The 14,554-nt window shown below is 69.8% G+C and carries 13 protein-coding genes; 6 read left to right on the top strand and 7 right to left on the bottom strand.

The features are described 5' to 3' along the window. Positions 1 to 11 precede the first annotated feature (11 nt). The 4 genes from rho to QSJ33_RS00835 all read right to left on the bottom strand — a co-directional run bounded on the left by rho (position 12) and on the right by QSJ33_RS00835 (position 3,757). Positions 12 to 1,274: a transcription termination factor Rho gene (gene rho, locus QSJ33_RS00850; RefSeq protein ID WP_285723408.1), complete on the bottom strand. Its 1,263-nt coding sequence runs from the start codon at positions 1,272 to 1,274 to the stop codon at positions 12 to 14. A 96-nt stretch (positions 1,275 to 1,370) separates the two neighbouring features. After that, positions 1,371 to 2,204, bottom strand: coding sequence for an alpha/beta fold hydrolase (locus tag QSJ33_RS00845; protein WP_285722174.1), 834 nt, complete (start codon positions 2,202 to 2,204; stop codon positions 1,371 to 1,373). Next, positions 2,201 to 2,689: a SixA phosphatase family protein gene (locus QSJ33_RS00840; RefSeq protein WP_285722172.1), complete on the bottom strand. Its 489-nt coding sequence runs from the start codon at positions 2,687 to 2,689 to the stop codon at positions 2,201 to 2,203. Before QSJ33_RS00840 ends, QSJ33_RS00845 begins: the two co-directional genes overlap by 4 nt. A gap of 9 nt (positions 2,690 to 2,698) precedes the next feature. Beyond that, positions 2,699 to 3,757, bottom strand: a complete 1,059-nt coding sequence (locus QSJ33_RS00835; protein ID WP_285722171.1) for an acyl-CoA thioesterase — start codon at positions 3,755 to 3,757, stop codon at positions 2,699 to 2,701. A gap of 138 nt (positions 3,758 to 3,895) precedes the next feature. On the opposite strand from QSJ33_RS00835, the gene QSJ33_RS00830 reads away from it, so the two are divergent. Beyond that, positions 3,896 to 5,539, top strand: a complete 1,644-nt coding sequence (locus QSJ33_RS00830) for a DEAD/DEAH box helicase (RefSeq protein WP_285722168.1) — start codon at positions 3,896 to 3,898, stop codon at positions 5,537 to 5,539. A 63-nt stretch (positions 5,540 to 5,602) separates the two neighbouring features. Here QSJ33_RS00830 and QSJ33_RS00825 read toward each other — a convergent pair whose 3' ends face one another. Further along, entirely contained in the window at positions 5,603 to 8,101 is a 2,499-nt protein-coding gene (locus tag QSJ33_RS00825; protein ID WP_285722166.1) for a penicillin-binding protein 1A, read from the bottom strand. A gap of 29 nt (positions 8,102 to 8,130) precedes the next feature. Between QSJ33_RS00825 and QSJ33_RS00820 the strand changes: the two genes are divergently transcribed. The 4 genes from QSJ33_RS00820 (at position 8,131) to QSJ33_RS00805 (ending at position 12,309) form a co-directional block, all read left to right on the top strand. Further along, positions 8,131 to 9,009, top strand: a complete 879-nt coding sequence (locus QSJ33_RS00820) for an NAD(+)/NADH kinase (protein WP_285722164.1) — start codon at positions 8,131 to 8,133, stop codon at positions 9,007 to 9,009. A 177-nt stretch (positions 9,010 to 9,186) separates the two neighbouring features. Then, positions 9,187 to 10,587, top strand: a complete 1,401-nt coding sequence (vorB, locus tag QSJ33_RS00815; protein ID WP_285722163.1) for a 3-methyl-2-oxobutanoate dehydrogenase subunit VorB — start codon at positions 9,187 to 9,189, stop codon at positions 10,585 to 10,587. Next, a complete protein-coding gene (locus tag QSJ33_RS00810) occupies positions 10,584 to 12,014 on the top strand; it encodes a 2-oxoacid:acceptor oxidoreductase family protein (RefSeq protein ID WP_285722162.1) in 1,431 nt (476 codons plus the stop codon). Before vorB ends, QSJ33_RS00810 begins: the two co-directional genes overlap by 4 nt. Positions 12,015 to 12,042: 28 nt before the next feature. After that, complete coding sequence (locus QSJ33_RS00805) at positions 12,043 to 12,309, top strand: hypothetical protein (protein WP_285722160.1); 267 nt, start codon at positions 12,043 to 12,045, stop codon at positions 12,307 to 12,309. A 79-nt stretch (positions 12,310 to 12,388) separates the two neighbouring features. On the opposite strand, the gene truB is transcribed toward QSJ33_RS00805, so the two are convergent. Then, on the bottom strand, positions 12,389 to 13,303 hold the full coding sequence (truB, locus tag QSJ33_RS00800) for a tRNA pseudouridine(55) synthase TruB (RefSeq protein ID WP_285722159.1): 915 nt from the start codon (positions 13,301 to 13,303) through the stop codon (positions 12,389 to 12,391). Then, positions 13,303 to 13,698 (bottom strand): 30S ribosome-binding factor RbfA, encoded by a 396-nt coding sequence (gene rbfA / locus QSJ33_RS00795; protein ID WP_285722158.1) that lies wholly within the window; start codon positions 13,696 to 13,698, stop codon positions 13,303 to 13,305. The genes truB and rbfA overlap by 1 nt, the downstream gene beginning before the upstream one ends. Before the next feature lie 107 nt (positions 13,699 to 13,805). On the opposite strand from rbfA, the gene QSJ33_RS00790 reads away from it, so the two are divergent. After that, complete coding sequence (locus QSJ33_RS00790) at positions 13,806 to 14,531, top strand: class I SAM-dependent methyltransferase (protein ID WP_285722156.1); 726 nt, start codon at positions 13,806 to 13,808, stop codon at positions 14,529 to 14,531. The last annotated feature ends 23 nt before the right edge of the window (positions 14,532 to 14,554 follow it).

Genomic DNA, 14,554 nt, shown 5'->3' with positions numbered 1-14,554 from the left:
TGTCAAGGGGGCTAGCGCCTCGCCGGCGGCTCCTGGAGGTTGGCCAGGAACTCATCGTTGGTCTTGGCCTTGCCGAGGCGATCCACCAGGAGCTCCATGCTCTCGCTGGGGCCGCTGGCGCTGAGGACCTTGCGGAGCACCCAGATCTTGGCGAGCTTGGCGGGCTCGATGAGGAGGTCCTCCTTGCGGGTGCCGGACTTCTGGATGTCCATGGCTGGGAAGATGCGCTTGTCGGAGAGCTTGCGGTCCAGCACGATCTCGCTGTTGCCGGTGCCCTTGAACTCCTCGAAGATCACGTCGTCCATGCGGCTGCCGGTCTCGATGAGGGCCGTGGCCACGATGGTGAGGGAGCCGCCGCCCTCGATGTTGCGGGCCGCGCCGAAGAACCGCTTGGGCCGCTGGAGCGCGTTGCTGTCCACGCCGCCGGAGAGCACCTTGCCGGAGGGCGGCACCACGGTGTTGTAGGCCCGGGCCAGTCGCGTGATGGAGTCCAGCAGGATCACCACATCCTTCTTGTGCTCCACCAGCCGCTTGGCCTTCTCGATGACCATCTCGGCCACCTGGACATGGCGCGTGGCCGGCTCGTCGAAGGTGCTGGAGACCACCTCGCCCTTCACGCTGCGCTCCATGTCCGTCACCTCCTCCGGCCGCTCGTCGATGAGCAGCACGATGAGGAACACTTCGGGGTGGTTGGCGGTGATGGAGTTGGCGATGTTCTGCAGCAGCACGGTCTTGCCCGTGCGCGGCGGGGCCACGATGAGGGCGCGCTGGCCCTTGCCGAGGGGCGTCATCAGGTCCATGACCCGGGTGCTCAGCTCCTGGGTGTCCCGCTCCATGCGCAGGTGGTGCTTGGGGTAGAGGGGGATGAGGTCGTCGAAGTGCAGGCGCTCCCGGGCCGTGGTCGGCGGATCGAAGTTGACCGCATCCACGCGGAGCATGGCGAAGAACTTCTCGCCCTCCTTGGGGGCGCGGATCATGCCGGACAGGGTGTCGCCGGTGCGCAGGTTGAACTTCCGGATCTGGCTGGGGCTGATGTAGATGTCCTCGGCGCCGGCCAGGTAGTTCTGGTCGGGGCTGCGGAGGAAGCCGAACCCCTCCGGCAGCACCTCCAGCACCCCCTCGGCGAAGAACTGGCCCTCTCGCTCAGCCTGGGCCTGGAGCACGCGGAAGACCAGCTCCTGCTTGCGCATGGAGAGGGGGTTCTCGATCTGGAGGTCCTTGGCGAGCTCCGCGAGCTTCCCGATGGAGAGCTCCTTGAGCTCCTGGAGGCTCAGGACGACCGGCGGCGCTGGCTGGGTGGCCATGGGACACCTCGGGATCGGGCGAGTCGGAATTGGCTCGGGAATGCTGACATGATAGGTCGGATTTACTTATCGGCCAATTCCAGCGGGTTCCTTACAAGCGAACGCCAGCACCTTCGCCACGAATCCCTTGGGGTCCTCCACTGGGTAGGCATGACCCACTCCCGGCACCACCTCGAAGCGGGCCCCGGGAATGCCCTGGGCCGTGGCCAGGCATTTCCAGGGCGGCGTCAGGAGGTCCTCGGCCCCGCTGAGGAGCAGGACAGGCTCGCGGATGGCCCCCAGGCGATCCCGGATGTCCCAGCCGAGGGTCCCCCGGATCTGGTGGAGGTTCCCATGCAGGGGCTTCTCCCCGCCCGTGACCACCTGGTGGTAGGCCCGCAGCACGCCGTGGCGGGCTTCGAGGAAGCCGTCACCCCATAGGAAGGGCGCCACGGCGTCGAACTGGAAGAGAGGTCCGCCCAGCTCCAGGCAGCGGGCCCAGTGCTCGACCTTGAGGGCCATGGCGAAGTCGATGCGGGGCATGACGCTGGTGAGCACCGCCCCCGCGAAGGCGCCCGGATGCCGGGTGAGGAGTTCCAGGCTCAGGGCGCTACCGTTCGAGAGGCCCACCAGCCAGGGTCGCGCCACCCCGAGGGCCTGGAAGAGCTCCCAGGCGTCCTCGGCCAGGTCCGCAGTCAGGTAGGGCCCCGCCTCCGGCGCGTCGGACTTGCCCTGGCCCCGGCTGTCGAAGGTGAGCACCCGGAAGCGCTGGGTCAGCCCTGGCAGCACGCCCGCCCACATGGTCGTGTCCGACAGCAGCCCGTTCAGCAGCACCATCCAGGGGGCGTCCATGGGCCCCTGGACGCGGTGGTGGAGGCGGACTCCGGAGGCCAGGGTGACGAATGCGGGCTGCGGCCTCATGCGCCGCTCCTCAGCTCGGCGGGGGTGAAGTGCCGATCGAAGGTCCAGACGCCGGCACGCCAGCGCACCACCGTGCAACTGGCCTTCTTCACCTCAACGGTCCGGCCCGTGAGGTGGAAGACGAGGTCGCCCAGGAAGGGCTGGTGGCTGGCGAGGGCCAGCACGTTGTCCCCGCCGAGTTCCGTCATCAGGCTCCGCAGCCAGAGGTCGGCCGCCCCGGGATCCCCATGGGGGGCCAGGCCCTCCCAGGTCTCCACCGGGAAGGCGCGACCCGCGGCCTCCTGGAGGCAGGTCATCGTCTCCACGGCCCGCCGGTAGGGGCTGGTCGCGCCCCGGGTGGGCAGGTAGCCGCGGGCCACGAGCCCTTCCATGGCGGCGCGCGTCTTCGACCAGCCTTCCGGCGTGAGGGCCCGATCCGCGTCCCGCTGGGCCGGGCCGGGATCCTCGGCGATGCCGTGGCGGATGAGGAGCAGGGTCGCGGACATGCCCCGATATTAACGCCCCCGGGCCGCCTTCCAGGCGAGGTGCCCTTCGTGCCGGCGGTGGGCGGCCAGGTAGCGGGCGTCCTCGGCGTAGGTGGTGGGGTAGATGGCGGGAACGGGTTGCGGCCGGAGATCGGCGTCCACGTTCGTGAAGGTGAAGATGCAGCTGTTCGAGAGGTGGGTCTGGGTGCGATCCCGGCTGATGCGGATGATCTCGGTCTCCACGGAGACACTCGTCGCCCCGGCATAGACGGCCCGGCTCACGAAGTGCAGCTTGTCCCCCATGCGCACGGGCTGGACGAAGTTGATCCGGTTCACGGCGACGATGACGGGCCGGTCGGGCGCCACTTCCTCGGCGCAGATGGCGGACTGCTCGAAGGCCCGGCGGATCAGGTGCCCGCCGAAGATCTTCTCGGGCACGTTCTCGTGCTCGGGATAGGTGCGCTCCCATCCGTTCGTCACACAGTCCGCGGCCAGCAACCCGTCGAAGCCCGGCTTGTCCTGGGCCGCGTGCAGGGCTGCGAGCAGTCCGTATTCCCCCCGGCTGGGGGGTTCCTGCGCCTGGTGCATCTGCTGCCGGGTGGCCTCGCGGCGCGCGATGGCGCGATCCCAGCGGCGGCGGCCCAGCTCCCCTGCGGGCTCGAAGGCGGGCAGCACCAGGCTCTGGGCCCCGTCTCCGGCCGTGCTGCGGGCCACCATGGTGAAGTAGCACGAGGCGATGTGGGCGGGAGGCTCGCCGTTCGGACCCGCCGGATGCTCCACGCGGATGCCCACCTCCAGGCTGGTGCGGCCCACGAAGTTCACCCGGGCGCTGAAGGCGATGTCGCGCTTCACGTCCGCCGAGGCGCGGATGTAGATGTTGTCGATGGCGGCGGTGACCACGCGCGCGTCGGGATGGGCGCGCCGCACGTAGTCGAGGGCCGCCTCCTCCGCCAGCTTGTCCAGGATCTCCAGCAGCAGGCCGAAGCGCACGTTGCCCGGCAGGTCCTCGTGCAGCAGCATGTAGCGCCGGCGGAGATCGGGATCCGAACCGAGGGGCAGGGTCAGGAGGCGGTCGTCGGGGAGGGCCATGGGCCAGTATGGCGGAAAAGGCCTGGTTTTCCGCGGCTTTCCGTGGGATACTGGCGGTTTGGGCCCTCCCGGCTGGCGCATCCGCCATCGATGCCTGCGACCAGGCATCCTCGAGCAGGGAACGCCCCGGGAGACAACGTGAGCGACACCACCTTCGCAGCCTTGGGCTGCAGCGAAGCCCTGCTGGCGGCCTTGGCCAAGCGCGGTTTCGAGACCCCCATGCCCGTCCAGGCCCAGACCTTCCGGCCCGGCCTCGAGGGCCGCGACCTGCTGGTGCAGAGCCGCACCGGCTCGGGCAAGACCCTGGCCTTCGGCCTGCCCCTCCTCCACAGGCTCTCGGACGCGCGCCACCCCCAGGCCCTCATCCTGGCTCCCACGCGCGAGCTGGCCCAGCAGGTGGGCGCGGAGCTGCACAGCCTCGTGCCCAAGCTGCCCATCGCGTCCCTCGTGGGCGGCGTCGCCTACCCGCCGCAGATGAAGGCCCTGTCCATGGGCGCTCCGGTGATCGTGGGCACCCCCGGCCGGGTGATGGATCACCTGGAGCGCGGCACGCTCGACCTGGGCCGCGTGAGCATGATCGTGCTCGACGAGTGCGACGAGATGCTGAACATGGGCTTCCTGGAGGACGTGGAGACCATCCTGGCCAAGGTGCCCCAGGGCCCCCAGACCTACCTCTTCTCGGCCACCCTGCCCGCCCCCATCGCCAAGCTGGCCAAGCGGTTCCTGAAGGATCCCGTGCAGATCCAGCTGGCGGAAGCCGGCGAGCAAGCCATGCATGCCGACATCGCCCACACGCCGGTGCTCGTGCCCGACCACCAGCAGGTGCGCGCCCTGGTGAACCTCCTGCTCATGGACGAGCCCAGCGCCGCCCTGATCTTCACCAAGACCAAGGCCCAGAGCGAGGAGGTGGCCGAGGAGCTGACGGTTTCGGGCCTTCCCGCCGCCTTCCTCCACGGCGACCTGGCCCAGGCCACGCGCACCCGCATCCTGGGCCAGTTCAAGGACGGCAAGCTGCGCTACCTGGTGGCCACCGACGTGGCCGCCCGCGGCCTGGACATCGGCGGGCTGCCCCTGGTGGTGCACATCGGCATCCCCACCCAGCTGGAGAGCTACATCCACCGCAGCGGCCGCACCGGCCGTGCGGGCGCCAAGGGCACCAGCCTGGCCCTGGTGAACTGGAAGGAGAGCCGCATCCTGCTGGCCTGGAGCCGTCGCGGCGGCCTCAAGCTGGACTGGCGGGCCATCCCCGCGCCGGCGGAGATCCGCGAGGCCCAGGCCTCCCGCCTCGTCCAGCGCATCGGCGCCTCCGCCAGCGCCGCCACCCTGGCCCAGGCCGCCCGGATGCTGGAGGGGACGACCCCCCAGCGCCTCGTCGCCGGGCTCCTCGGGCTGCTCCAGGCCGACCAGTCCTCCGGCTTCGAGATCCCCTCCGAGCCCGAGCGCAAGACGGCCCGGCCCCGGTTCGAGGCTCCCCGCGAGCGCCGGGAGGACGGGGTGCGCCCCCAGCGCAGCTATGCGGAGCGTGCGGCGGCCCGCGGGCCCGAGCGGCCCGCCGCCCGCGCCGCGGAGCGCCCGGCGCCCCGCGTCACCGCGCGTCCCGAGCCTGCGGCGAAGGTCCGCGCCGACGGCAGCTTCAAGCCCCGACGGGAGCTCGAGGAGCGTCCCCGCCCTGCGAAGGCGGAACCGGCGAGCCGCCCCCGCAAGCCCTGGGAGGACCGTCCGGCCAAGGATGCGCCGCGCCCCTGGAAGGCCGCACCCGCGAAGCCCTGGAAGAAGAAGTAGGTCCCTCCCCCGACCGTCTGCAGAAGGGGCGCCGATCGGCGCCCCTTCTGCAGCAGACCTCACTCACCCGTTGGGTTCGGTGCCGTTGAGGTCCACGGGCTTGGCTTCCTCCACCTGCTTGGGCATGCCCCAGATCCTCGTCTCCACGGGCTGGGAGGGGGCCTTGGCCCTGGCATCGCGGATCTTCTGGATGGACTCGGCATCGCTGCCGGACTTGGGCACGGTGCCCGGCTTGAAAGCCAGGTGCAGGATCTTGTCCGTGGTGGCGCCCGTGGCCAGCAGTCCCGTGTAGCGGTCGATGTCCGCCCACTCCATGCCCTGCGGCGCCGTGAAGTCCTCCTTGGCCGTGCCGGGGAGGGCCGCCTTCATGAAATCCACCCAGATGGGCAGGGCCACGTGCCCGCCATCCGCACCGCGATAGAGGGTCTTCTTCTCGTCGAGCCCCACCCAGACGCCGCAGGTGATCCGGGTCGAGAAGCCCAGAAACCAGGCATCCGTGTACTGGTCCGTGGTGCCGGTCTTGCCGGCCACGGGCCACTCCAGGGCATTGCTGGCGGCGCCGGTCCCCTGGGTCGCCACGCCCTGGAGGCATTGGATGAGCTGGAAGGTGCTCTGGGGATCCAGCACCTGCTCGGTGGCGGCCCCGCTGTGGCTCTCCAGCACCCGGCCGTTCCGGTCCACCACCTTCTTGATGAAGAAGGGCACCGGCGCCTGGAGGCCGCCGTTGGCGATGGTGCCGTAGGCCCGCACCATCTCCCGCAGGGTCAGGTCGGCCGAGCCGAGGGCCATGCTGGGATAGGGCGGGATGGGGCCGGTGAGCCCGCACTTGCGGGCGAAGTCGATGACGTTGAGCACCCCGGTGTCCTCCAGGGTGCGGACCGCAGGCACGTTCCGGGAATCCCGCAGGGCCTCCCAGATGGGGATCGGCCCCCAGTAGTCCATCTCGTAGTTGTGGGGTTCGTAGGCCTTCGAATCGCGCCGCAGGGGCTTGTAGTCCACGGTGCCATCGGGTTGGGTGATCGTGGCGAAATCCGCCGTGTCCAGGAAGCGCGTCGGGATGTCCTGCACCACGGTGGCCGGGGTCATGCCGGCGGTGAAGGCCGCGCCGTACACGAAGGCCTTCATGGTGGAGCCCACCTGGCGCTGGGCCTGGATGGCGCGGTCGAACTTCGACCGGTTGAAGTCGTAGCCGCCCACCATGGCGCGGATCTCGCCGGTGCGGGGATCGATGGCCATCAGGGCCCCCTCCACCGCCGGCTCCTGGTCCAGCTCCAGGGCCTTGGGTGCGCCGTCCACGGCCGTCTTCACCGAGAAGAGGGGCACGGCCCCCCGGGGCATCAGCTTCTGGACGTCCTTCCCGGCCCAGGCGAAGGCCGCGGCCGGGACCACGATGCGCGCCGCCCCGATGCGGACTTCCGCGTCGCCCTTCTTCCAGCCCAGGATGATCCCGCGGACCTCGTCGCCGTTCTCGAAGTAGCGCTTCCAGCCGGGCAGCTGGGCCCCCTCGGGATCGCCCACGAACTGGAGGGCGTCCTTCCGGAAGCCCCGGCGGCGGTCCACGGCCTTGAGGCCCTGGCGCACCGCGTTGTTCGCCGCCTCCTGCCAGAAGCTGTCGATGGTGGTGGTCACCTCCAGGCCCCCGTTCAGCACCTGGTCCCGGCCGTACTTCTCATAGAGGTACTTGCGCACCTCCTCGAGCACGTAGGGGGCGACCGAATCCTCCCGGGCGTTCTCCCGGGCCAGCCGGATGGGCTTGTCCATGAGGAGGCTGGCCTCCTGGGGCTTGAGGTAGCCCTCCTTGGCCATGCGGAGCAGCACGTGGTCCCGCCGGGCCTTCGCGGCGACCCGGGCCTTGGGGTCGGGGTTGTACGGGTTGTACCAGTTCGGGTTCTGGACCAGGCCGGCCAGCAGCGCGCATTCCTCCGGGGCCAGCTGGGGCGCGCTCTTCCCGAAGTAGAATTCTGCCGCGGCCTCGATGCCGTAGCGGCCCCCGCCCAGGTACACCTCGTTGGAGTACATCTCGAGGATCTGCTTCTTGGTGTAGGCCTTCTCGATCTTGCGGGCGAGGATCATCTCCTGGATCTTCCGCTTGAGGCCGCCGGACAGGAGGCGGCGCTCCCGCTTGGCGGTGACGGTGCGGATGAGCTGCATGGTGAGGGTGGAGGCGCCCTCCTTCCGGCGTCCGAGGCTCAGGATGAAGTTGGCCCCGGCCCGGGCCACGCCGCGGTAGTCGATGCCGCCGTGGTTCCAGAAGTCCGCATCCTCCGTGGCCACCAGGGCGTTGATGTAGGCCTTCGGGATGTCGCCGTAGGGGATCACCACCCGGTGCTCCTCGGCGAAGACGCCCAGCACGTTGCCGTTCTGGTCGAGGACCTTGGTGATGGTCTTGGGCACCCGCATGGCGAACAGCGTGAGGAACCCGTCCGCATCCCGCGAGAGCACGGACCAGGCCACCGCGAAGGCGGCGGCCCCGGCCACCAGGAGGCCCAGCGCGACGACGAGGAGGCGTCGGAGCCAGCGGTGGAGGGGTTTGGGGTTCGGGGAGGCCGGCTTCGAGACCATGCCCCCAGGATAGCGGTAGAGTTGTGGGCATGCCCCAGCGATTGATCCTCGTGGCCAAGGTCAAGTCCCCCCATCTGGCGGCGACCCTACGGGAGTGCATCCCGGCCTTCCTGGAGCGTGGCTGGGTGGTGACGGGCGAGCCCGGACTGGTGGACGCCTGGGAGCTCTCCGGCCTCCCGGCAGAAAGCCTGCGGGTGGATGCCGAGCTGGGAGCCCAGGAGCCCCCCGCCGACCTCTGCCTCGTCCTGGGAGGGGACGGAACGCTCCTCTACGCCGCCCGGCGCGTGGGCCTGCGGGGCACGCCCATCCTCGGCATCAACCTGGGTTCCCTCGGCTTCCTCACCGCCCACCCCCTCTCGGAGGCCCGCACGGCGGTGGAGACCTTCCTGGCGGGGGGCCTGGTGGCAGACCAGCGGTTCATGCTGGAGGCGGAACTGTGGCGGGACGGCCGCCTGCTGACCCGCCACACCGTGCTGAATGACGCCGTGCTGGCCAAGGGGGCCCTGGCCCGGATCATGGACCTGCGCCTCGCCGTGGGCGAGCAGGATGCGGGTCCCATCAAGGCCGACGGCCTCATCGTGTCCACGCCCACGGGCTCCACCGCCTACTCGCTCTCGGCCGGCGGGCCCATCCTCCATCCCTGCCTGGAGGCCTTCGTCGTCGCCCCCATCTGCCCGCACACCCTCACGCTGCGCCCCACGGTGGTCCCCGCCACCATCCCCATCACCATCTCCCTGGACGATGCCGAGGACGCCCACCTCACCCTCGACGGCCAGGTGGGGCACCGCGTCCTGCCGGGCGACCGGGTGCGGCTCCACATGGCGAAGGCCAGCATCACGCTCCTGCAGCGGCCGGGGCTCGATTTCTTCGGGCTGCTCCAGCAGAAGCTCCACTGGGGAGACCGGTAGGCCGCGAGCGGCGGCCCCAGGCGCGGTCGGTCGACACCGCAGACCGGTCGCCCCGGGCCCGGGCGTGGAGGCATTGGTCGGTGGAGGTCTGCGCCTACCCCCGCTTGTGACCCCAGGCACAGGGGCCGGGATGGAGACTTCCCCAGGTCAGGACCGCGTCCCCGCAAGGAGCCCCACATGGCCCTCAAAGAACGACCGAAACCCTTCCTGCTGCCGGAGTACTGCAAAGGCTGCGGCCGTTGCCTCGACGCCTGCGCCAAGGACTGCATCACGCTGAGTGATCAGATCAACCCGCTTACCGGCCTCATCCCGGTGGTGATGGATCTGACCAACTGCAACGCCTGCGGCCTGTGCATGGACGCCTGCCCCGAGCCCTACGGCCTGCGGCCCGCGCCCGAGGGCGTCGTGGAGGACTTCGAGCTGGAGGATCCGGCCAAGCTCTTCGGCGTCAAGCCCAGCGACGCGCCGGAGCCAGTGGACCTCCCCTCCGAGGTCATGCCCCTGCCCACCACCGAGCCCCTCGTCATCAAGGGCACCTACGCCTCGGCCCTCGGTGCCCTCCTCGCGGGCTGCCGCCACGTCTACGGCTACCCCATCACCCCCTCCACCGAGGGCGCCGAGCTGATGGCCAAGTTCCTGCCCAAGCTCGACGGCACCTTCATCCAGGCCGTCAGCGAAGTGGCCACGGTGAACATGATGTACGGCACCGCCGGCGCCGGCCTGCCCACCATGACCTTCACCTCCTCGCCGGGCTTCAGCCTCATGCTGGAGGGCGTCTCCTACATGATCGGCGCGGAACTGCCCGGCGTCTTCGTGGACATCATGCGCGGCGGTCCGGGCCTGGGCAACATCGCCCCCGAGCAGTCCGACATCAAGCTGGCCTGCCACGGGCTGGGCCACGGCAATACCCAGGCCATCACCCTGGCCCCCTCCACGCCCCAGGAGATGCTCGACCTGACCATGCTGGCCTTCGAGCTGAGCTTCAAGTACCGCAACCCCGTCATCATCCTGGGCGACGGCTACCTGGGCCAGATGACCGGCAAGGTGCAGCTGCCGAAGAACCTCATCAAGCCCGGCATCCCCAAGTGGGCAGTCTACGGCGACGCCATGCACCGCAAGAACGTCATCACCTCGATCTTCCTCACCGAGACGGATCTCGAGGCCCACAACGTGCACCTGAACGAGAAGTACGAGGCCATGGAGGTCGAGACCCGGGCCGAGAGCTTCCTCTGCGAGGACGCCGAGGTGCTCCTCATCGCCTGCAACACCCCCGCCCGCATGGCCAAGGGCTGCGTCCAGGAACTGCGCCACCAGGGCATCAAGGCCGGCCTCTTCCGGCCCATCACCCTCTGGCCCTTCCCCATCCACGAGCTGGAATCCGCGATGGCGACCGCCCAGCGGATCGTCGTGGTCGAGGCCAGCGCCGGCCAGCTCGAGGACGAGGTCCGGCTGGCCCTCAGCAAGGCGGGCATCCGCAACTACCCCGAAATCGAATCCGTGCGCCGCATGGGCGGCATCCTGCCCCAGCAGGACGAGGTCATGACCCAGGTGCTGGGACACAAGGAGGCCCGCGTATGAGCAAGAGCAGCGTCTTCTACGACAAGTTCGAGCGCCACTCCCATGGCGAGGGCCTGAAGGGCCACGCCACCCACTACTGCCCCGGCTGCGGGCATGGACTGGCCCACAAGTTCCTGGCCGAGGCCATCGACGAGCTGGGCATCCAGGACCGCACCGTGGCCATCAGCCCCGTGGGCTGCAGCGTGTTCCTCTACTACTACTTCGATGTGGGCAACTCCCAGGCGGCCCACGGCCGCGCGCCCGTGGTGGCCCTGGGCCACAAGTTCGCCAACCCGGACAGCGTGGTGGTGAGCTACCAGGGTGACGGCGACCTGGCCTCCATCGGCCTCGCCGAGACCGTGGCCACGGCCCAGCTGGGTGCCCCCATCACCATCATCTTCATCAACAACGCCATCTACGGCATGACCGGCGGCCAGATGGCCCCGACCACGCTGATGGGCCAGCCCACGGCCACCAGCCCCGCCGGCCGCAACGAGTACATGGGCCAGCCCATGAAGATGGCCGAACTCATCGCCGGCCTCGACGGCCCCGTCTATGTGGAGCGCGTGGCCCTCTTCGACGCCAAGAACCGCATCAAGGCGAAGAAGGCCATCCTCAAGGGCCTGAAGAACCAGGTGGAGGGCCGCGGCTACTCCTTCATCGAGGTGCTGGCGGAGTGCCCCACCCACCTGAAGATGACCCCCGAGGAGACCGAGAAGTGGGTCAAGGAGACCATGGAGCCCATCTTCCCGCTGGGCGTGAAGAAGGACCTCACCGTCGATCCCTGGTTCAAGCGCAACCCGCCGAGCTTCTCCGGCGAGAAGCTCCTCGCCCTCGCCGGCGCCACCTCGGAGCACCCTGAGCGGTCCTGCAAGGGATTCCCCAAGCACCTGGCCCCCCATGACATCTCCCTGAAGCTCGCCGGCTCCGGCGGGGACGGCGCCCAGACGGCGGCCATGCTCATTGCCCGTGCGGCCATCAACGAGGGCTTCGACGCCACCCACATCCCCAGCTACGGCCCCGAGAGCCGCGGCGGCACCTCCTACGCCGACGTCCATGTGGCCGAGGAGGAGGTGCTGAACCCCGGCTCCCCCACGCCCGACATCCTCATCGCCTTCAACGCCCCCAGCCTTGCGAAGTTCGGGCCCACGGTGAAAAAGGGTGGCACGGTGATCTACGACAGCTCCGTGGTCGCCGACGCCCCCTCGCTGGACCCCAGCGTGAAGATGGTCCCCGTCCCCTTCACGGGCATCGCCACGGACCTCGGCAAGGCCGTGGTGAAGAACATCGTCGCCCTGGGCGCCCTCCAGGCCGCCACGGGCATCTTCCCCAAGGAGACGCTCCTGACGGCGATCCGCGTGGCGCTGAAGGACAAGTGCGCCCTGATCCCCCTGAACGAGGAGGCCTTCGCCTGGGGCATCAAGTCGGTGGAATCCCTCGCCGGATAGACGTACGCTTCACGCCACGGAGGCAGCCATGTCGGACGCGCCCATCCAGATCACCCTCACCCCCGAGGAATGGAAGATCGTCCTGGCCCTGCGGGAGATCCCGGACAGCCCCCTTCGCGAGAAGGTGTCCGGGCTCTTCAGCGAGCTGGTGAGGTTCATCCAGCAGCCCCGCTGCATGGGCATGCAGAGCGACGGCTTCCCCTGCGGCACCCCCCACACCAGCTGCGAGGAATGCCAGCAGATGCTCCAGGTGCTCGACGACCTGGCGGCCCGGGTGCCCGCGAACCAGGCCTGAAGCAACCGGCCATCCGAACCCGGGGATCGCAGCGGACGTTCGCTGCGATCCCCGGGTTTCCCGCAGGTGAGGTTGTCGGCTATAGGCCTCCCCGCAGGTTCGCGAAAGTCCTGAGCCCTTCCTCGGTCGGGCGGAGCAGGGCCAGGAGCCGCCCCTCGTGCAGGGCGCGGATGGGGGCCGCCGGATCCGGGAATCCCTCCGGCATCGGCCATACCCCGGACTGGATCTCCCCCGCGGGGATGGCCCGGCCATGGGACAGGTGCTCGGCCTCCTCCGCCGTGAGCAGCCGCGTGGGGCACCAGGGCACCAGATCCGCACCGGTCAGCAGGCGTTCCCGGTCCTCGCCGGGATCGGTCCACGGGCCGATGGCCGTCCGGTCCAGGGCCGCCAGGTGGGCCCCGCACCCCAGGGCCCGACCCAGGTCCCGGGCCAGGCTGCGGACGTAGAATCCGCCGCGGCAGGTGAGCTCCAGGGTGCTCCGGCGCGGCAGGTCATGGGCGATCCAGCGGGCCGACAGGAGGAAGACGCGGCTGGGCTTCATCACCACGTCTTCGCCGCGATGGGCCCTCTTGTAGGCCGCTTCGCCGTCGATCTTCTTGGCGCTGGTGGCGGGGGGGATCTGGTCGGTCCAGCCCAGGAAGGGCGCCAGCGCCGCATCCAGGGCCGCCGGCGTGAGCCTGGAGGCGTCCGCCTCGGAGACGGGCTTCCCGTGGAGGTCACAGGTGTCCGTCTCGAGCCCCCAGGCCACCTCCGCCACATAGGTCTTGGGCAGGGGGTGCATGAGCTCCATCAGCCGCGTGGCCTGGCCCGCCAGCACCAGCAGGAGGCCCTCGGCGAAGGGATCCAGGGTCCCGCCGTGGCCCAGGGCCAGCTTCTTCTGGCCGGCTTCGAAAGCCCGGCGCTTGAAGCCCCGGATCACATCGAAGCTGCTCTGGCCCACGGCCTTGTGGACCAGGTGGATGCCTGGTGCGATGCCGGGCGGGTTCTCCGGCATCAGGCCTCCGGCGCTTCCGGATCGTCCTGGGGGCGGGCCTCCCGCTCCTTCTGGATCTCCGCCAGGAGCGTCTCCAGGTGGTTGCCCTCCTCCAGGGTGCCGTCGGGGAAGAAGCGGAGTTCAGGCACCCGGCGCATCTTGAGCCGCGTGGCCAGCTGGCTGCGGAGGAATCCCGCGGCGCGGCCGAGGGCCTTGCGGGTGAGACCGTCCTGGGCCTCCTGGTCCCCGCCGCTGGGGGGCAGCACCGTGAAGTAGACCCGGGCCATGCTCCGGTCCGGCGTCAGGCGCACCGCGGTGACGGTGAGGAATCCGAGTTCGGGATCGCGCAGTTCGCGCTGGATCAGGTTCGACAGGAGGAAGTGGATCTGGTCTTCGAGGCGTTCAGGGCGTTGCATGGGGATCCTTTGCAAATTCCATTCTAGCCGACCCGCCTTTCCCATCCTGGACCTGCGGCGTGAGTGGCGTTCAGGGGCTAACCTGGAGGTTTCGGGAGGCGATTCCCTTGTCCGAGTGGTTTTCCGAGTGGTTCGATGAGGACTACGCCCTCCTCTACGCCCACCGCGACGAGGAGGAGGCCCGCGTGGCCGTGGGCCGGGCCCTGCGGGTGGCCCCGGAACTGGCGAAGGGCCCCGTCCTGGACCTGGGCTGCGGGGCCGGCCGCCACCTGGAGATCCTCCGCCGGGCCAATCCCCTGGCCTTCGGCCTGGACCTCTCGCCCACCCTGCTGCGCATGGCCCCCAGCCCCCTGCACCCCTGGCTCCTGCGGGGCGACATGCGGGAACTCCCGGTGAAGGACGGGGTCCTGTCGGGCCTCTGCCTCTGGTTCACCCCCTTCGGCTACTTCTCGGACGAGGAGAACCGTTCCCTCATGCTCCGCATCGGCGCCGCCCTGCGCCACCAGGGCGTCCTGGTCATGGACTACCTCAACAGCGACCTGGTGCAGCGCACGCTGGTGCCCGAGGACACCGTCGTCCGCGGCGGCGTGACGGCCCACAGCCGGCGGGCCATGGAGGGGAACCGGCTGGTCAAGCGGATGATCCTCGTCCGGCCCAAGACCGGCGAGGAACGCCACGTGATGGAGAGCGTGCGCCTCTACCTCCCGGAGGAACTCCAGGAGATGGCCGTCCGCGCCGGCCTGCGCCTCCGCCACGTCATGGGGACCTATGCCGGCGAGGCCTTCACGGAGGGCAGCCCCCGCTGGATCGGGATCTTCGAGAAGGCGTGGTAGTCGACCTTCGCATCGGATGGCTG

It is taken from the genome of Geothrix rubra, assembly GCF_030268065.1.
In the GTDB taxonomy this organism is placed as follows: domain Bacteria; phylum Acidobacteriota; class Holophagae; order Holophagales; family Holophagaceae; genus Geothrix; species Geothrix rubra.
Note: the sequence above shows the minus strand (reverse complement) of the source record. Positions and strands in the feature narration are given on the sequence as shown.